The sequence below is a fragment of the Paenibacillus amylolyticus genome (assembly GCF_047302515.1).
GTDB classification, from domain to species: Bacteria; Bacillota; Bacilli; order Paenibacillales; family Paenibacillaceae; genus Paenibacillus; species Paenibacillus amylolyticus_G.
Genome location: NZ_CP168019.1, coordinates 5,414,681 through 5,432,355, shown reverse-complemented (window position 1 = coordinate 5,432,355; position 17,675 = coordinate 5,414,681). Strand labels below are relative to the sequence as shown.

General features: G+C 46.9%; 17 protein-coding genes. All 17 read left to right on the top strand.

Going from position 1 to position 17,675, the window contains the following annotated elements; translation table 11 throughout:
* The first annotated feature begins 356 nt into the window (after nucleotides 1-356).
* Entirely contained in the window at nucleotides 357-1,640 is a 1,284-nt protein-coding gene (gene serS / locus ACDJ59_RS23640) for a serine--tRNA ligase (protein WP_413406234.1), read from the top strand.
* A gap of 284 nt (nucleotides 1,641-1,924) precedes the next feature.
* The gene (locus ACDJ59_RS23635) at nucleotides 1,925-3,031 is read left to right on the top strand and encodes an Ig-like domain-containing protein (RefSeq protein WP_413406232.1); all 1,107 of its coding nucleotides are present in this window, start codon (nucleotides 1,925-1,927) and stop codon (nucleotides 3,029-3,031) included.
* A 214-nt stretch (nucleotides 3,032-3,245) separates the two neighbouring features.
* Nucleotides 3,246-3,797: a GrpB family protein gene (locus ACDJ59_RS23630; RefSeq protein ID WP_413406230.1), complete on the top strand. Its 552-nt coding sequence runs from the start codon at nucleotides 3,246-3,248 to the stop codon at nucleotides 3,795-3,797.
* Nucleotides 3,798-3,801: 4 nt separating this feature from the next.
* Entirely contained in the window at nucleotides 3,802-4,209 is a 408-nt protein-coding gene (locus ACDJ59_RS23625) for a DUF2809 domain-containing protein (RefSeq protein WP_413406228.1), read from the top strand.
* Between the two features lie 28 nt (nucleotides 4,210-4,237).
* Nucleotides 4,238-4,795 carry a GNAT family N-acetyltransferase gene (locus ACDJ59_RS23620; protein WP_413406226.1) on the top strand — a complete coding sequence of 186 codons (558 nt, stop codon included), beginning with the start codon at nucleotides 4,238-4,240 and terminating at the stop codon, nucleotides 4,793-4,795.
* A 51-nt stretch (nucleotides 4,796-4,846) separates the two neighbouring features.
* A complete protein-coding gene (locus ACDJ59_RS23615; RefSeq protein ID WP_413406224.1) occupies nucleotides 4,847-5,176 on the top strand; it encodes a DUF952 domain-containing protein in 330 nt (109 codons plus the stop codon).
* 69 nt (nucleotides 5,177-5,245) lie between these two features.
* Nucleotides 5,246-5,836, top strand: coding sequence for a DUF1572 family protein (locus ACDJ59_RS23610; RefSeq protein ID WP_413406222.1), 591 nt, complete (start codon nucleotides 5,246-5,248; stop codon nucleotides 5,834-5,836).
* Nucleotides 5,833-6,423 carry a histidine phosphatase family protein gene (locus ACDJ59_RS23605; RefSeq protein WP_413406220.1) on the top strand — a complete coding sequence of 197 codons (591 nt, stop codon included), beginning with the start codon at nucleotides 5,833-5,835 and terminating at the stop codon, nucleotides 6,421-6,423. Before ACDJ59_RS23610 ends, ACDJ59_RS23605 begins: the two co-directional genes overlap by 4 nt.
* Nucleotides 6,424-6,426: 3 nt before the next feature.
* Nucleotides 6,427-7,260, top strand: a complete 834-nt coding sequence (locus ACDJ59_RS23600) for a DUF2785 domain-containing protein (RefSeq protein ID WP_413406218.1) — start codon at nucleotides 6,427-6,429, stop codon at nucleotides 7,258-7,260.
* 39 nt (nucleotides 7,261-7,299) lie between these two features.
* The gene (pxpB, locus tag ACDJ59_RS23595) at nucleotides 7,300-8,016 is read left to right on the top strand and encodes a 5-oxoprolinase subunit PxpB (protein WP_413406216.1); all 717 of its coding nucleotides are present in this window, start codon (nucleotides 7,300-7,302) and stop codon (nucleotides 8,014-8,016) included.
* Nucleotides 8,013-9,044, top strand: a complete 1,032-nt coding sequence (locus ACDJ59_RS23590; RefSeq protein WP_413406214.1) for a biotin-dependent carboxyltransferase family protein — start codon at nucleotides 8,013-8,015, stop codon at nucleotides 9,042-9,044. Before pxpB ends, ACDJ59_RS23590 begins: the two co-directional genes overlap by 4 nt.
* On the top strand, nucleotides 9,044-9,832 hold the full coding sequence (locus tag ACDJ59_RS23585) for a LamB/YcsF family protein (RefSeq protein ID WP_413406212.1): 789 nt from the start codon (nucleotides 9,044-9,046) through the stop codon (nucleotides 9,830-9,832). The genes ACDJ59_RS23590 and ACDJ59_RS23585 overlap by 1 nt, the downstream gene beginning before the upstream one ends.
* A gap of 70 nt (nucleotides 9,833-9,902) precedes the next feature.
* On the top strand, nucleotides 9,903-10,361 hold the full coding sequence (locus ACDJ59_RS23580) for an NUDIX domain-containing protein (RefSeq protein WP_074093245.1): 459 nt from the start codon (nucleotides 9,903-9,905) through the stop codon (nucleotides 10,359-10,361).
* 454 nt (nucleotides 10,362-10,815) lie between these two features.
* On the top strand, nucleotides 10,816-11,232 hold the full coding sequence (locus ACDJ59_RS23575; protein ID WP_017690978.1) for a pyridoxamine 5'-phosphate oxidase family protein: 417 nt from the start codon (nucleotides 10,816-10,818) through the stop codon (nucleotides 11,230-11,232).
* Between the two features lie 477 nt (nucleotides 11,233-11,709).
* Entirely contained in the window at nucleotides 11,710-13,983 is a 2,274-nt protein-coding gene (locus ACDJ59_RS23570; RefSeq protein ID WP_413406210.1) for a bifunctional 2',3'-cyclic-nucleotide 2'-phosphodiesterase/3'-nucleotidase, read from the top strand.
* Between the two features lie 212 nt (nucleotides 13,984-14,195).
* Complete coding sequence (locus ACDJ59_RS23565; RefSeq protein ID WP_413406208.1) at nucleotides 14,196-15,254, top strand: EAL domain-containing protein; 1,059 nt, start codon at nucleotides 14,196-14,198, stop codon at nucleotides 15,252-15,254.
* Between the two features lie 168 nt (nucleotides 15,255-15,422).
* Nucleotides 15,423-17,510, top strand: a complete 2,088-nt coding sequence (locus ACDJ59_RS23560) for a methyl-accepting chemotaxis protein (RefSeq protein WP_413406206.1) — start codon at nucleotides 15,423-15,425, stop codon at nucleotides 17,508-17,510.
* The last annotated feature ends 165 nt before the right edge of the window (nucleotides 17,511-17,675 follow it).

Here is a 17,675-nt window from a genome sequence, read left to right as displayed (position 1 = left end):
GAGGATCATAATAAAGCGCAATCTTGAAGACAAAGTCTATCATAACAGGACATGTTAAGTTGTGCCATGAATTCCTGATCGATACAGAAGGTTGCAATCTGGTCCGGCGTTCGTATATACTGAGACCAACAATTACAGATCGGACCATGCCGTTGAAGAGCATCCAACTCGGAGGCGTTTTCGCCAGGGGAGCGATATTTCCCCAAGTTAACCGGAACCGCCCGTTATCGCGGACCAAGAGGCTGGAAGCAGGATATCCTGATTCAGCAAGTTGGGTGGCACCGCGAGCAGAGCGCTCCTCGTCCCAAGGGATGAGGGCGCTCTTTGTATTTTTACAGCCAAAGGAGACGGTGACCATGTTAGAAATGAAATGGATTCGGGCACATGCAGAAGAGGTTCAGGCAGCGGCAGACGGGAAAAAAATCAAGATCAACATTCGCACATTGTTAGAGCGGGATGAGGAACGCAGGGCACTTTTGCAGGAATCGGAAGAAGGACGCAGATTGCGCAATACGTTATCCGCGGACATTGGCAGACTCATGCAGGCCGGGAATCGGGAACAGGCCGAGGGTTTGCGGGCTCAGGTGAAACAGATCAATGAACAGTTGGAACAGGTGGAAGCGAGGCTCGCCCCTGTGCAGGAGGAAGTAACCAAACTACAATGGCTGGTACCCAATATCGTGTCCCCGGATACCCCCAATGGCTTGTCGGACGCAGACAATGTAGAGCTGCGACGTGTGGGAGAGGTGCCAACGTTCGAGTATAACACCAAAGATCACGTGGAACTTGGGGAGTTGCATGATCTCATCGATATTCCCCGTGGAGTTAAGATTGGCGGTACGCGAAGCTATGTATTAAAAGGCGCTGGCCTGTTATTACATCGAGCAGTACAGCAACTTGCGCTTGATTTGCTTCTGAAGCACGGCTTCACACCGATGGAGGTTCCGCTGATGGTCAGGGAGGATGCACTGGTGAACACCGGATTCTTCCCAACCGGTCGAGATCAGGTCTATGAACTCGAAGGGGAGAACAAGTGGCTGGTGGGAACTTCTGAAGTGCCGCTGGTCTCGTATTATGCGGATGAGATTGTCGATGTTCAAGAGCCTGTGAAGCTGGCTGCGGTATCGACGTGTTTCCGCAGTGAAGTTGGCTCCGGCGGACGTGATGTACGCGGATTGTATCGTGTGCACCAATTTACCAAAGTTGAGCAGGTCATTCTCTGTACCCCTGATGCGGAAGAATCGGAACGTATGCTGCAAGAGATTACGGGACACGCCGAAGAATTGCTGCAATTATTGGAACTGCCGTATCGTGTTGTCGCTGTATGTACCGGGGATATGTCGCAGAAAACGTACAAACAGTATGACATCGAGACCTGGATGCCAAGCCGCGGTGCATATGGAGAAACACATTCGTCTTCGAATCTGCATGATTTTCAGGCTCGCCGATCAAATATTCGTTGCCTCGATGCCGAAGGCAAGTTGGCCTACTGTCACACGCTCAATAATACGGCGGTAGCGTCGCCGCGTATCCTGATACCTTTGCTTGAGAATCATCAGCAGGAGGATGGAAGCATTCACATTCCGGCAGCCCTGCGGCCCTATATGGGCGGGGCCGAGAGCTTGATTTTGCCAAAGTAGGATGAAGTGAATTAGAGAGGTTAAAGCTTTAGGAATTCAAAAAGGGGATGTTCCACACGTCATGTTGTATGTGACGATGGACATCCCATTTTCGACTGAAATAGTATTTACATAAACCAAGCTCCTACTATGTTGGGCTAGATTCAAAGTTTTTTATAACGATTACACGCAGATCTCATGAATTGTTCCAAGACTCCCATTTACGACATTCAACTTTATGCAGTTCGTATCCGATATAATATAATAGAAGTAAAATATTGGATTATGGGAGTTGGAAATTAAAAATGAATAGAATCAAACTGGCGCTTCGAGGCACACTTGCTCTAATTATGGCATTAACAATACTGGTCCCTTCGTTGGCCTTGGCGGCTACCGGTGACGTGACATCGATTGAAATAACCAATAGCAGCCCGCAGAAGATGAGTGTTTCCGAAACAGCTGCGCTTCAGGTGATGGCAACAGTAGAAGGTTTTGATAACAAGCAGGATGTTACCGAAGGCGTGACTTGGTCCACCAGTAATGCAGCGGTTGCGACGATGGTGAAAGGCAAAGTCAAGGCTGTGGCTGCGGGCGAAGCAACCATTTTTGCAGAAGTAGACGGGTCTAAAGCCCAGTTGGTTGTCCAAGTGCAGGAGAAGATTAAAAGCATCAAAGCTTCACCGAAATCCTACAGTTTTGTTAAAGGCAGTGAAAGCACCCTTCCGAAAGTAAGCATTACCCGTGCGAATGGTAAGGAAGAGGATGTGACGTCTGAGATTGTATGGTCCGTATCCACTTCTTCAGCTGTGCTGGAAAACGGTAAAATCAAAGGCGTTACACCCGGCAGAGTATTGCTGCAAGGCAAGTACGGAACAACGATTGTAAAAGTTCCTGTTGCCGTGACGGACGAGATTACCAAAGTTGAAGTCACTCCTGCCACAATGCAGCTGAACATCAAGAAGTCCAAAGCGTTGAAGGTGATCGGCACCTACGCAAACGGCAAAACGATCAACCTTTCGAAACAAGTGATATGGACCTCTTCCAATACAAATGTAGCTATCGTGAAAAATGGAGCCGTTAAGACGCTGACCGAGGGACAAGCCACCTTGACAGGAACTTATCAAAATCAGACAATAAAGGCAGAGGTTACTGTTGTACCTTTACTCAAAAAGTTGATTACTGGCCAGAAAAAACTGGTTTTGTCCCCACAGGGAAGTACAACGCTGAGTGTGATGGCACAGTATGATACGGGCAAAACCACTGTTGTGACCAACAGTGCGGTGTGGAGCAGCACAAAGCCGGGCGTAGCGACAGTAACAAATGGTAAGATTGTGGCTGTAGGCAAAGGGAAAACGTCCATCACGGCCAAGTGGGGCAATAAAAAAGTGACGATCCCTGTTACGGTAAAATAAATCTTCATATAATGAAACATCTTGCATGAATCAAAAATTAGTTTCAGTACATGACATCGTTAAAATCATCAATATCATCAAGGTAACAGACAACCAAGGGGCGTAGACATACGCTCCTTTTTTGGATATATAGAAATATGTATCTGAAATGCCTTCTGCTTTAACAACAATAAGGTTACCATTTAAAATGTCATGGTGAAGAGGAGGTTCCTGAATGAAAGATCCATTGCAACCAGAAAACTGGCCTTCCTGGGCGACAGAGTCGGTAGAGATTGCTCCGGCCAACCCCAACTGGGACGCACAGGCTCAGGAAGAAATCCTGCAACTCAAACGTCTTCTACAGCAGTTTAATATCCAGCAATTCGAACATATCGGAAGCACATCCATTCCCGGATTACCCGCAAAACCCATTATTGATCTGATGGCAGAGGTACAGTCATGGGATGACATGGATCTGATTGCCGATCAGCTGAATCCGGTGGGCTGGAATTACGTTCCGCCTGAACTGGATGGACGGGAGTACAGACGATTCTGGGTCAGGGTTAAGGATGGCAAGAGAGCTGTACACCTTCATCTTATGCGCCCGGGAGAAGAACGCTGGGATCGTCAAATTCGGTTTCGGGATGTACTGAGAAAACGCCCAGATCTGGTGGAAGCTTACGCCGTCCTGAAGACGAAGCTTGCTGATGAGAACAAGGAAGATAGGGAATCGTATACCGCTGCCAAAACGCAATTTATTTTACAAGTGCTTGATGAAGGCGTGTGATTGATTGAAAAGCGTACTTATCAGAGACAGGCTGATCTATTTCTTCGCAGTCATGATGACCATGGCGGCAGGACTCGCATCCAGACACTTTGGTGAAAGATTGCCGGATTGGGTGCATGAACATTTAGGTGATGCATGTTGGGCAGGCATGATCTATTTCGGAATACGCATGGTGTGGCCTCATCGCAGCTTGGTATGGGCGATGTGTTTGAGTTGCGTATTCAGCTGGATGATTGAGTTCTCACAGTTGATTCAGACGCCTTGGCTGATTGAGATACGCTCTACCGTATTAGGTGCTCTTATATTGGGACATGGTTTTCTGGTGATCGATCTGATTCGATATACGGTCGGTATTCTGTGCATGTTTGTGATAGATCGTTATTTCCTGAGAAATAAGATGGCTGGATCATGAACTCAAGTGAATCATGGAGGTGTGTTGAATGAATGTAGAAAAACTTTTTGCCGAATTGCCCGAATTCGAAACACAGCGGTTAAAGCTGAGGCGGCTTGCGATGGATGATCTCGATGAATATTATGCATTTGCCTCTGATCCGCGAGTGAGTCAGCAAAGCTTGTGGAACTGCCATGAGACGGTGGAGGATTCAATTCAATATATTCAGCGGGTACTGGATAATTATGAACGGAAAACGGTACATATCTGGGCTTTTATTTTGAAGGAAACAGGGACCTTGATCGGGAGAGGTGGAATTTTTCATCTCAATGAGCCCATGCAGAGTGCTGAACTAGGGTACGCGATAGCCAGCAGTCAATGGGGTAAGGGTCTCGCAGCAGAAGCGATGCAACCCATCGTGGATTATTGCTTTCGGGAATTGGACTGCAATCGGCTGGAGGGGAAATGTAATGCAGGCAACATAGGCTCTGCACGCGTAATGGAAAAGCTGGGCATGTCGTACGAAGGTTTGCTACGCAAACAGTTGAAGATCAAAGGTGTATTTACGGATCAAAAAGTGTACTCCCGTATCCGGGATGATCTATAATACTTCCAATGACACATAGGGTACATCACAGAAATTGAAGGAGGCAGAACCATGATCTATAGTATTATTTCCCGTTCGTTGTGGGACCAAGTGTCAAAGGGGACTGAGTATGCACCAGATAGCCTGGAGACAGACGGATTCATTCATTGTTCCACCAAGGAACAGATCCCATGGGTAGCCGGGCAATATTATGCAGGCCGCACGGATCTGTTATTACTTAGTATTGATGAGAAGGCGTTGAAGCCGGAACTGGTGTATGAGGATCTCTACGAATTGAATGAACTATATCCACATATCTATGGAGAGCTCAATCTGGATGCGGTTCGCAAAGTCATTCCATTTGAACCGAATGCAGACGGTACATTCTCATTTCCTGAATAAAATAACATGTGACGCTTCTGTTTGAACATGATCTGGGGACAACATACTTTTCCGAAGGGTGGTTAACGGATGGATATGAATCAGGTTTTTCTGGAGACAGCCGAGAAGCAATTCTTGTATTACAAGCAGCTCGGGGAAAAAGCCATGGCACAACTGGATTCCGAGCAATTGTTTCAATCCTGGAATGAAGACGCGAACAGCATTGCGGTAATCGTAAAACATTTATGGGGCAATATGTTGTCCCGCTGGACGGATGTACTGACAACAGATGGAGAGAAACCATGGCGTGAACGGGACGCCGAATTCGTGAATGATATTTCTTCCCGGGAAGAGCTGCTCTCCAATTGGGAAGAAGGCTGGAATTGTCTACTCGAAGCCATTCGTTCATTTACCCCGGAGCAATTGTCTCATATCATATATATTCGGAATGAAGGTCATACCGTCATGGAGGCAATTATTCGGCAATTGGCGCATTATCCGTATCATGTCGGGCAGATTGTATTTGCCGCGAAAATGCTTAAAGAAACAGCTTGGGACAGTCTCTCCATTCCGAGAAACGGGTCTGCTCAATATAATGGCGGCAAATTTGCCAAGCCGAAGGCACGTAAACATTTTACAGAAGATGAACTTCATATAGAAAAAGGTGAGGAACAACAATGACTCAAATTGCATTGATTCGCCATGGAAGCACAGCTTGGAATAAGGAAAAACGTTCGCAGGGACAGACGGATAATCCGCTGGATCAGGATGGCAGGGAACAGGCGGTATTACTTGCCGCGAGACTGGCCGAGGAATCCTGGGATGCCATCTATGCAAGTGACTTGGAACGTGCAAGTGAGACAGCTCACATTATTGGTGATCGCTTGGGCATTCAGGAGATTCATCTGGACCCTAGACTTCGCGAGATGGGCGGAGGACAGGTCGAAGGAACGACGGAAGAGGAACGTATAGCCAAGTGGGGAGCGGACTGGAGTACTCTGGATCTGGGACGTGAGCTTGCAGATGCAGGGACTGTTCGAGGCAGTGCGGTGCTTGAGGATATTGTACAGCAGCACCCCGATGGAAGAGTGATCGTTGTCAGTCACGGAGCCGTCCTGCGGAATACACTGCGAGGTCTGGTGCCTGAGCTTGATATCAGCGTGAAACTGTCCAACACATCCATTACCCGGATCGCCAAGAATGAGAATGCATGGCAATGCGAACTGTACAATTGCAGCGTGCATTTGGATTCGCCCGGGGAGTCTTAATAGATGGATGCTCTGACGTTAAAACAAAAATTACAGCATATTCAGTCTTCTAATCATTTCATTGATCACGAGGAACAGCCTTACGAATTGGCACTGCATATGATGAGCCATATTGGTAGTACTGACCGTGTCCTGCGGGATGAATTGATCTATGTTACGTTTGCAACCTGGATTGGACAGGGTGTATTTTCGGAAGATCAGCTAAGGCATATGTTGCAGTTGGCGCTGGACGATCAGCACCTGTTCTATGGGATCGGAGAGCAGGGAACGGATAGTGTGTTTACGCGGACGTTCTCCGTATTGTTACTGCCTCCCATTCTGAATGTGGATCGTCAGCGTCCTTTCCTGGACAAAGAGGATATCGCAGGGATTCATCATCGGTTGACTACATATCTGGAACGTGAAAAAGATGTTCGCGGCTACGCCGATAACAAGGGCTGGGCGCATGCCCCTGCACATGCGGCGGATGCGGTTGAAGATCTGGCACAGTCGCCATATCTGGAGCGAACGGATCTGCTGGAACTTCTGCACGCACTCGCTGTAAAAATAACGGAATCAAGTGTGGTTTACATCCATGATGAAGATCAGCGAATAGCACATGCTGTAATTACCATTCTTCGTCGCAATCTGTTGGAGCAAAAGGATATTACGTTGTGGATCGATTCTCTTCATCAAGGAGACCAGGTGGTGAACAGATCACTTCTGGAAACCAGTCATAGGAGCCTGAATGTGCGCCTGTTTTTGCAGACACTGTATCTTGCGATACGTACAGAAGAAGATGAGCCGTTTCCGGCGGTTTGTTCACTGGTATTGCAGGCATTGGAGAGAGATAAATAACGATACGCTAAACTTTGTGGACAAAGGGGGAGATGGCGCATGACCAAACAGCCGTATTCATGGACGGAGGAGATTTTATATCCGCTGGGTGAGGCAGCGGTTATCATCCAGTGTGGAGATCAATTGTCTGACGCGGTGCAGCGCAGAGTGATGTCTGTCTGTGCTTTGCTGGAAAAAAGCACTTTGCCAGCTATGATCGAATGGGTACCTTCTTACACGTCCGTTACAGTATTTTATGATCCGTTCATCTCCCCGTACCCCAAGTTATGCCGGATTCTGCTTCAGCAGTTGAATCAAATGAAGGAATCCGTACAAGACAAACCCAGAACGGTCACGATTCCCGTATGTTACGGTGGCGAGTGGGGGCCTGATCTGGACTACGTTGCCAGTGAACATGGACTGACCCCAGAAGACGTTATTGCGATTCATACATCCGGGGATTATCTCGTACATATGATTGGATTTGCACCGGGTTTTCCGTATCTCGGCGGGTTGTCTGAACAGATTGCTACGCCCAGACGGGCAACGCCAAGGATTCGGGTTGAGGCGGGTACCGTAGGTATTGGTGCTAAACAGACGGGAATCTATCCGGTGGACACACCCGGAGGATGGCAATGTATTGGACGAACGCCACTCCGGTTGTTTCGGCCGGATGAGAACGTACCGAGTTTGCTGGCAGCAGGTGATCGGGTTCGATTTGAACAGATTACGATGCAGGAGTATCTGGCGTTGAAGCGGAAGGAGGGCGAGCGATGAGTATTGAAGTGATTCGCCCTGGTCTGTTATCTACCGTTCAGGATGAAGGCAGAACCGGTTATCGCCGGTATGGTATTCATCCTGGCGGGGTCATGGACACCTTTGCAGCCAGAGCAGCCAATATGCTTGTGGGCAACTCCCGACATGCGGCAGTGCTGGAGATGACGATGACGGGACCGGAGCTTCGATTTCAGGAGAGCCAGCTAGTCTCATTATGTGGAGCCGATCTGACGGCAACGGTGGATCATCTGCCTGTACCTTTGTGGCGTCCTGTGCTGGTGCGGGCTGGAAGTGTACTGAAATTTGGCCCGTGTCGCCATGGTTTGCGTGGATATCTGGCGATTGCGGGTGGAATAGCTGTGCCTGAAGTGATGGGCAGTCGAAGTACAGACCTCAAGACAGGTCTTGGCGGTATGGATGGGCGAGCCTTGCGCGTGGGGGATCTGTTATCCAATGGTGAACTTTCTGTCGAAGCGCAAGGTTGGATGCAGCGTATGGAGCAGCAGGTAAAGGAGAGTGAGTGGGACCACCGAATATTGGCGCCTGCGTGGCTTTTATCTGAACGTGAAAGACCTGACTATTATGGGCAACCTGTTATTCGTGTGATGGAGAGCAAGGATAGTTTGCTGTTCAGCGAGACGAGTCTGGGACAATTCTATGCCGAAAAATACGTGATCTCTTCACGATCCGATCGGATGGGCTATCGCTTGCAAGGCTCCATACTGGAGCTGGATCAGCCCCTGGATCGGCTGTCTGAAGCCGTTACCTATGGCACGGTGCAGGTTCCACCGGATGGTCAGCCCATCATCTTGATGGCAGATCATCAGACGATTGGAGGTTATCCTGTCATTGCACAGGTAGCTCGGGTGGATATGCCAATCCTGGCTCAGGCTAGGCCAGGAACTCAAATTTCTTTTCAGAAGATTACACATGATCAAGCTGGACAGTTGTATATGGAACAGGAAATCAATATGCAGCTCATGGATAAGTTGATACGCAGAAGAATGGCAGGAATGGGGGGCGCTTAATGAATACCTCGAAAACCTTGGATATCAATTGTGATCTGGGCGAAAGTTATGGTATATATCGCACGCTATCGGACGAAGCCATTCTACCCTTGATTACATCAGCCAATATTGCCTGCGGATTTCATGCAGGGGACCCGGCTACAATGCGGCTGACGGTGGAGAGGGCATTGGAGCATCAGGTTGCGATTGGAGCCCACCCTGGGTTGCCGGATTTGCAAGGGTTTGGCAGAAGGCGTATGGACATTACGCCACGGGAAGCATATGACATGGTGGTATATCAGATGGGTGCGCTGGATGCCTTTGTCCGGGCAAGCGGAGGGCGAATGCATCACGTAAAACCACATGGAGCTTTATACAATATGGCTGCAGAAGATACGAAGCTTGCTGAAGCCATCGCCGAGGCAATCTATCGAGGACAGCCTGATCTGTATTTGTATGGTCTGGCAGGCAGTGAGCTGATTCGCGCAGCGGATCGCATCGGTCTGCGCAGTGTGAGCGAGGTGTTTGCAGATCGAACCTATGGGGCGGATGGTAAGCTCACCCCTAGAAGCCAAGCTGGAGCCCTCATTGAAGAGTCGGGACAAGCGATTGCTCAAGTGCTTCGGATGGTGAAAGACGGCGTGGTTGTATCCACGGATGGTACATTGGTTCCCATTAAGGCAGAGACGGTCTGTATCCACGGTGACGGAGTAAACGCTCTCGCATTTGCTCAAGAGATTCGTCGTGTGTTGGAATCGAAAGGCATTAAGTTATCCCCGCATACCACGGATGATACGCCTGTTCAGTAGAACAATAATTTTATCAGGTTGTTCGGATTGAACTTTGAAATTTTGGAATGACAAGGAGTGGATCAACAGAATGAAACCCATACGCAACTCGGCAAAAGCTGTCATTGTGCAGGATGGACGATTGCTGGTCATCCGGCTGGAAGACCAATATGGTACCGCTTATGTGTTCCCAGGTGGAGGACAGGAGAAAGGTGAAGAACTCAAGGATGCGGTCGCACGTGAATGTCTGGAGGAGATTGGTCAGGCCGTGAACGTGGGAGAGCTGTTACATATCCGGGAGTATATCGGAAAAAATCATGAATTCGCCGAGTGGGATGCAGACATCCACCAGGTTGAATTTTATTTTGCGTGCAGCCTGATAGATCCCGCTGCAACTATTTTTGAAGGCTCCAATCCAGACGACCACCAAGTCGCCGTGGAATGGATTGCACTTGAAGAGCTGTCCCAGATTCGTTTATATCCAAAAACAATTGGCGAATTGCTGCTTAAATCGGATTCCTCCTCAATCTATCTTGGAGATTTGAATTAAATCAGCCAAGAAGAAATATCGTGCTAACCCCTTTATGTAAACATTTTTATAAAGAACATTTCCAATTTTGTCACGTTAGCGTATCGGTTCATGGATTCACCATAGGTGAGGTGGGTACACTATAAGTACAGGCTTATTACAAAAGCATTTGCATTAAGCTGTCTCTAGTAATAAGGGATTAATGAACTGTCATTAAACACAAAGAGATAGTAACAACTACACTTCTCTTGTACTTTTTATTATTCACCCTTAATTGGAAGAACAGTAGACGTAGTGGAGGGGACGGAATCGATTCTGAGGAAGCAAAGCGTTCGCCTTTATCACCGGATTTTCCCTTTGAGAAAAGGGAATCAAAAAAATCTGGGGATAACAGCGATCCAAAGAACGATCCGTACCCGCAACGGCCTTCTACAGAGTCCTCCCAATATCCCCCAAACCGAAAGGAGCACTTCCCATGAACCAGACTGAATTGGAACAAAACATTGTAAAAGCATTGGAAAACAACCCTTTTTGTAGCTTCTCCACTGTGGAGAATGGTAAACCGAAGTCCCGCTATATGGCGCTTTTCAACGATGGACTGAACATTCATCTGGCAACGAACCGCCGTACACACAAAGTAGAGGAACTGGAGAATAATCCGAATGTTAGCCTGCTACTAGGTTATGAGGCTGGTGGTTCCAAGGAAGTAGTTGAGATTGAAGGAACCTGTGAAGTGACAAAGAACGAAGGCTTGCGTGAGCAAGTGTGGAACGACGAACTGAAGGCGTGGTTCGATGGACCTAATGATCCTAACTATGTCATTCTGGACATCACCCCGGCTCGTATCGAATATACAGGGAAAGATCATGAACATCATGTGTGGGAACAATAATCCGAATATGAAAATAACCTCTGCAAAGTAGCGTCCTTATGCGAAAATACGCGCAGAGTTTAATCCAACCGTGAAAGCCATTAAGGTTTCACGGTTTTTGGTGTGGATGAATAACGCTGAATTGGATATACATGTAAGACACATGTAATATACGTATTTTAAAGATAATAAGCACTAAATACCTACTAAAATGTTGAAAAAATTGTCGAAATCACGCATGATAATGTAAACTCGCCTAGGTATATGCGGGTAATGTAAAAAATAATGCTTTTCAATGACTGAACATTGCGTTATGATTTGGAATGTAAACGACAAGCACAGACATAAATAGATGTTCATGTGAGATAAACTTACCTGAAATTCCGATGCATGTCATCAGAGCGTCAGTACGCACAACCCATGAAATCTATCTTTTTTCTGCGCTCTTCGTTTGCCCATTAATGCATGATTCAATGTACATAACCGGGAGGGGTTATTTTGAAAATGAGAAAAAAAGTATTATCAAGCCTGACTGCCGCTTTGGTTGCATTAAACGTGCTTGCGGTATTTCCGGTACCTGTGTCGGCTGCGGATGCTACCAAAGTTAAACTGCGGATCATGGAGACAACAGATATTCATGACAATCTGATTAACTACGACTATTATTCCGACAAAGAGACAGACCAGTATGGACTCGCCAAAACAGCTACACTGATCAAAAAAGCGCGTGATGAAGCCAAGAACAGCTTGCTGTTCGACAATGGTGATCTGATTCAGGGTAACCCGCTGGGAGACTATGTTGCGAAGATTGATCCACTGAAAAAGGGTGAGACTCACCCTGTATATAAAGCGATGAATCTGCTTGATTATGATGCAGGTAATATCGGTAACCACGAGTTCAACTATGGCCTGGACTTCCTGGACATGACGCTGGAGGGAGCAAACTTCCCTTACATTAATGCCAATGTCTATGTAGACGATGGTGATGATGATGAGACAAATGACAAGAATTACTTCACACCGTATGAGATTTTGGATAAAAAAGTAACGGATGAGACGGGCAAAGAACATACGATCAAAGTGGGTGTGATCGGATTTGTACCGCCTCAAATCATGCAGTGGGACAGCGCTAACCTTGAAGGCAAAGTAATCGCCAAGGATATTATTGCTACCGCGAAAAAATTCATTCCAAAAATGAAGGCTGAAGGTGCCGACATTATTGTAGCCATCCCTCACTCCGGATTTGAGGATATCCCTCAAACGGATCTGATGGAGAACTCCGTCCTGTACCTGAGCCAGGTAGAAGGCATTAATGCCATTCTGTTTGGACATGCTCACAAAGTATTCCCAAGTGCTGATTTTGCCGGCAAAAAAGGGGTAGACCTTGAGAAAGGTACAATTAATGGCGTTCCTGCTGTAGAGCCAGGGTTCTGGGGTGATCATCTTGGTATCATCGACCTGGATCTGGAGCTGGTTGATGGCAAATGGAAAGTGGTAGATTCCAAAACGGAAGCACGCCCGATCTATGACACAGCCAACAAAAAGCCACTGGTAGATGCGGATCAGGACATCATTGATGCGGTTCATGAAGAGCATGAAGGTACATTGGAGTATGTTCGTGGTCCGGTGGGCGAAACGACTGCACCTATCAACAGCTTCTTCGCTCTGGTTCAGGATGATCCATCCATTCAGATCGTAACGAATGCACAGAAATGGTATGTCGAAAAACATATGCAAGGCACGGAATATGAGAAAATCCCTGTATTGTCCGCAGGTGCACCATTCAAAGCCGGTGGACGTTCAGGCGCTTCGTATTACACGAATATCCCTAAAGGAACCATTGCGATCAAAAACGTTGCTGACCTGTACGTATATCCAAATACGGTACATGCTGTAATGGTTAACGGCGCAGAATTGAAAGAATGGCTGGAATGGTCTGCAGGCCAGTTCAACCAGATCGACCCGGCTAAAGGTGGACAACAACAACTGATCAACAACGACTTCCCGACGTACAACTTCGATGTTATCGATGGTGTGACATATCAGATTGATGTGACACAACCAGCCAAGTATGACGGCAAAGCAACCGTTGTAAATGCATCCGCAAGCCGGATCAAGGATCTGAGTTTTAACGGTAAACCGATTGACCCAGCGCAAAAATTCATCGTAGCGACGAATAACTACCGTGCTTCTTCGTCCAAGCTGGCTAACCCGGACGGTAAACGGATCGTTCTGGCTGCACCAGATGAGAACCGTCAAGTGATCATCGACTACATCCGTGAGAATAAAACGATTAATCCGGCAGCGGACGGCAACTGGTCCCTGGCACCAATCAAGCCATCTGCTGGGTTAACCGCAGCAGCGCTGAACGATCTTGAAGTTGTGTTTGCTTCTTCCCCGGATGCAAAAGGTCTGGTTGAAGCAAACCCGGCGATGTCGTTCATCGGTACGAACAATGAAGGTTTTGCAGAGTATGGCTTGAAACTGACAGGTGAAGCAACGACAACACCTGAAACAGGTGCGGAGCCTGTTCCTACGCCTACAAAGCCAACTAAACCTACGGAGCCGACTACTCCAACCAAACCAACGACCAAGCCACAGCCTGAGAAACCAGCGGGCGGCAAAGTGGTATATGTGGTGAAAAAAGGCGATAACTTGTACCGTATCGGCTTAAAATATGGTGTGGACTGGCGCAAGATTGTCACATTTAACGTAATCCCAGATGTACACAACCTGAAAGTTGGACAGAAAATCGTAATTCCCGCTTCTTAAAGTTTTATAAGTTGAGTGAGACCGACAGTCATCAGACTGTCGGTCTTTTTTTCTGTAAATTTGAATATATTTGTTCCAAGAACCGTCATACAGGAAGTCATCAAAACAGTAGAGATTAATTTTAAGACCCATGATATAATATTTACAAACTTTGGGTATATACAAGTGAACATTAATGGACATGGAATCTAAATTGGCAAGGGGGGTCCTACATGAATTGCAGTGGCTGCAGTCCAATCTATCCTATAGAGGGCCAAGGTACCTTGTACTTGCGTCCCATTTCCCCCGCTTTGCTGGAAGCGCTACAAACGCTGGGAAGACTTATCGAGACGTCGGATGACATGATGTGGATGCATTTTTCGAATCCTGAGACGGTTCAGAGCTTAATAGAAGAGTTCGGCGAAATTGAACCGACATTACGTGATTCCCTAACCGTTCAGATTATGCCTATATACGAACAGGCCAATGAAGAAAGCTGGATTAGTCTAACCATGCAGGAGTCCCGTTTCAAGCATGCGGAGCTTGTTTCCATTATTCTGGAGCATCAATTCAGCAGTCATATGCAACCCATCGTTGATGCATCGGAGCAGATTATCGGATATGAGTTTTTGCTTCGTCCTGCTGAGAATGGAAAATCCTTCAGTTCCTACGAATTATTTGAAGTTGCGCGTGAGACTGGACTACATTCTTTTCTGGATCGATTGGCGCGTATTACTGCTATTGAGACCAGTGCTCTTTTTCTGCCGCATGGTGTCAAACGCTTCGTAAATTTCCTGCCTTCCTCCATATATAATCCCGAATATTGTCTGACACATACGTTTGAAGCGATTGAACGCCTTTCGCTTGACCCTAAAGATTTTGTGTTTGAAGTCGTGGAAACAGAGCAGATTCAGCATATGCCCATCTTGCAGCAAATATTTGAGGTATATCGTTCCCGTGGAATGTCGGTTGCACTGGATGATGTGGGTGCCGGATATTCGACAATAGAGTTGATGAATCGGTTAGAACCGGATTTTGTCAAAATAGATCGAAGTCTCATTGAACGTTGTGATCAGGATTCGACCAAACAACAGAAGATTCTTCATATTGTTGAGATGTCGAGTCGATTTGGAGGGCAAGTCCTTGCCGAGGGGATCGAACGAATGGAAGAGTTTGAATTCTGTCGTTCCATAGGTATTGAGCTTGCACAGGGCTACTATTTTGGTAAACCCTCGGCACAACCGCCAGGCGGTCCGTACTGCAATACTTCATCTAATTCATGTAATAATTAGTAACCTGTACCTTGTACAAGTCGCTTCTGATCAGAGGTGGCTTGTTTGGCGTGCCTGCACATTTTTCTCTCAAATAAATACCCTCATTTAGCCGATATATAAGATAAGCCTTTTAGATTGATCCATACATACAAAAGGGCATTTTTACATTTTGAGGGGGAGAAAGACATGAGTGAAACTCAGGATAATAAACCAATGAAAGCAGCGAAACCTGCCAAACCAAAACATAATCAAAATAAAAAGAAGAAAAAGAAAGGTTTCGTCTGGAATATAAGGAACAAACTATTGGTCTCCTTCCTGGCCGTTCTGCTCCTGCCAAGCTTGGCAATCGGCTTGATCACGCTAACGATGGCTGAAGATGGCATACAAGAACAATTAGTGGATAGTGCCATGCAAAGTGTGAGCACTGCCAATACCATTGTAGAAAGCCAAGTGAATTACAAGATTCATGACATTAACTATTTCGCGGATGCCCTTGATCCGAGCCTGATCAAAGGGGAGAACGATAGTCCGGAGCTTCAGGTGAAGCTAGAGCAATATCTGGGCTTGCATCCCGATGCCATGAATATTTTTGTAGGAACAACAGACGGAGTTATGGTTCGAGGTAAACCAACAGCGAGTAGCACACGGGGAGATGCTTATGATCCTAGAGAGCGGGAATGGTACAAACTAGCGATGGAAAAACCAGGTACAGCTGTTGTATCAGCTGTGTCTGTTAATACCGATGGTGTTGCCGTTGTGTTTATCTCCAAAACATTAAAGGATCAATCCGGTGTCATCGGTTTATCTCTGGACCTGACAGACCTGCAAGAGCAGGCATCCATTAAGGTGGGCAAAGAAGGCTACGTCATTATTATGGATGCAAACAAAAACTATGTTGTATCCCCTGTAGCAGATGCAGGTACGCCGGAAACGAGTGGCTTGCTGGATGAGATGTATGAAGGTTCAGAAGGTCAATTCGATTACGTGTTCAACGATCAGCCGAAGATGATGATTTTTTCAACAAATGAAGCAACAGGCTGGAAAATTGCCGGCACGATGCTCAAGAGTGAAGTAACTAATGCAAGTAAGGATATTCGCATGGCCACATTTATTGTTATTCTGGCGGCTACGTTCCTTACACTCCTCTTTATTATCTGGTTTACACGTTCCATGCTGCGTCCAATTAAACGACTGCAGGAATCTGCCAGAGCCGTGAGTAAAGGTGACTTGACCGTGAAAATGGAAACAGGACGTAAAGATGAAGTCGGAGAACTTGCGAAGTATTTTGAACGTATGGTTGATAACCTTCGAATGATGATTCTTGGTGTACAGGAAACGACAGAGCAGGTATCTGCTTCTTCTCAAGAGTTGTCTGCCAGTGCAGAACAAACCACCAAAGCGATTGAACATTCAACACTGGCCATTCAGGAACTGGCTGAAGGTGCAGAGCAGCAGGTAAACAGCGTGAAAGACGGATCGGGACAGATGAGCCGAATGGCAGAAGATGTTCGAATGATGTCGGAGCGTGTACAATCGATTACGGCAAATATGCGGCATACGTCCGGAGCGGCTTCATCGGGGAATGAGGCAGCAGGACAGGCTGTGGAGCAGATGAACAGTATCCAGGAAACGGTGGAGCAGCTGGGGACGGTGGTTCAATCTCTGAATGCACGTTCCGTTGAGATTGGTAGCATGGTTGACGTCATTGCATCCATCTCCAAACAAACGAACTTGCTCGCATTAAATGCTTCTATTGAAGCGGCAAGAGCGGGGGATGCGGGTCGTGGGTTTGCAGTTGTAGCTGGTGAGGTGCGTAAACTGGCAGAAGAATCCGGAAGTTCGGCAGCGCAGATTGGTGAGGTGGTTCATAATATCCGTCAGGACATGGATGCCGCTCTAATCGCTATGAATGCGGCTCAGACTCGGGTAGGAGAAGGAATTCAGGCCGTGAATACGTCAGGACAATCCTTTGCTCAGATTCGGGAGGCGGTGGAAGATGCTGTTCATACATTGGATGACTTGTCCGCAACAACGAAGCAACTGGAGAGTGGTGCATCCCACGTTGCCAAGGCGATGAGTGATATTTCGAATGTGACCCAGGAATCGGCTGCGAATACAGAATCCGTGTCGGCATCTTCGCAAGAACAACTTGCATCGGTAGAAGAGATTGCATCATCCTCGGCACATCTGAATAGCATGGCGGAACAATTACAAGGATTGCTCGGCATGTTCAAGATGGTGGAGGATACACCTAAGGATAAGGGTAAAGAATAATTCCTAGCATTGAACACCATAACTTACCACACATTCTATATTAAAAGAAAATAAAGATAGACAATATTCCTGTTGCCCTGTATAAATATATCGTCTGGTCATTCCGCGCATAGAGCGGTGTAATCTTACAGTATAAGATTGAATTAACGAAATAATATATTGATA

What these genes read in the sequence shown, in the direction of transcription:
- ACDJ59_RS23560 (WP_413406206.1), top strand. Translation starts at nt 15,423, where the DNA reads ATGAGTGAAACTCAGGATAATAAACCAATGAAAGCAGCGAAACCTGCC.
- ACDJ59_RS23630 (WP_413406230.1), top strand. Translation starts at nt 3,246, where the DNA reads ATGAAAGATCCATTGCAACCAGAAAACTGGCCTTCCTGGGCGACAGAG.
- ACDJ59_RS23635 (WP_413406232.1), top strand. Translation starts at nt 1,925, where the DNA reads ATGAATAGAATCAAACTGGCGCTTCGAGGCACACTTGCTCTAATTATG.
- ACDJ59_RS23605 (WP_413406220.1), top strand. Translation starts at nt 5,833, where the DNA reads ATGACTCAAATTGCATTGATTCGCCATGGAAGCACAGCTTGGAATAAG.
- serS (WP_413406234.1), top strand. Translation starts at nt 357, where the DNA reads ATGTTAGAAATGAAATGGATTCGGGCACATGCAGAAGAGGTTCAGGCA.
- ACDJ59_RS23610 (WP_413406222.1), top strand. Translation starts at nt 5,246, where the DNA reads ATGGATATGAATCAGGTTTTTCTGGAGACAGCCGAGAAGCAATTCTTG.
- ACDJ59_RS23615 (WP_413406224.1), top strand. Translation starts at nt 4,847, where the DNA reads ATGATCTATAGTATTATTTCCCGTTCGTTGTGGGACCAAGTGTCAAAG.
- ACDJ59_RS23585 (WP_413406212.1), top strand. Translation starts at nt 9,044, where the DNA reads ATGAATACCTCGAAAACCTTGGATATCAATTGTGATCTGGGCGAAAGT.
- ACDJ59_RS23575 (WP_017690978.1), top strand. Translation starts at nt 10,816, where the DNA reads ATGAACCAGACTGAATTGGAACAAAACATTGTAAAAGCATTGGAAAAC.
- ACDJ59_RS23580 (WP_074093245.1), top strand. Translation starts at nt 9,903, where the DNA reads ATGAAACCCATACGCAACTCGGCAAAAGCTGTCATTGTGCAGGATGGA.
- ACDJ59_RS23590 (WP_413406214.1), top strand. Translation starts at nt 8,013, where the DNA reads ATGAGTATTGAAGTGATTCGCCCTGGTCTGTTATCTACCGTTCAGGAT.
- ACDJ59_RS23600 (WP_413406218.1), top strand. Translation starts at nt 6,427, where the DNA reads ATGGATGCTCTGACGTTAAAACAAAAATTACAGCATATTCAGTCTTCT.
- pxpB (WP_413406216.1), top strand. Translation starts at nt 7,300, where the DNA reads ATGACCAAACAGCCGTATTCATGGACGGAGGAGATTTTATATCCGCTG.
- ACDJ59_RS23565 (WP_413406208.1), top strand. Translation starts at nt 14,196, where the DNA reads ATGAATTGCAGTGGCTGCAGTCCAATCTATCCTATAGAGGGCCAAGGT.
- ACDJ59_RS23620 (WP_413406226.1), top strand. Translation starts at nt 4,238, where the DNA reads ATGAATGTAGAAAAACTTTTTGCCGAATTGCCCGAATTCGAAACACAG.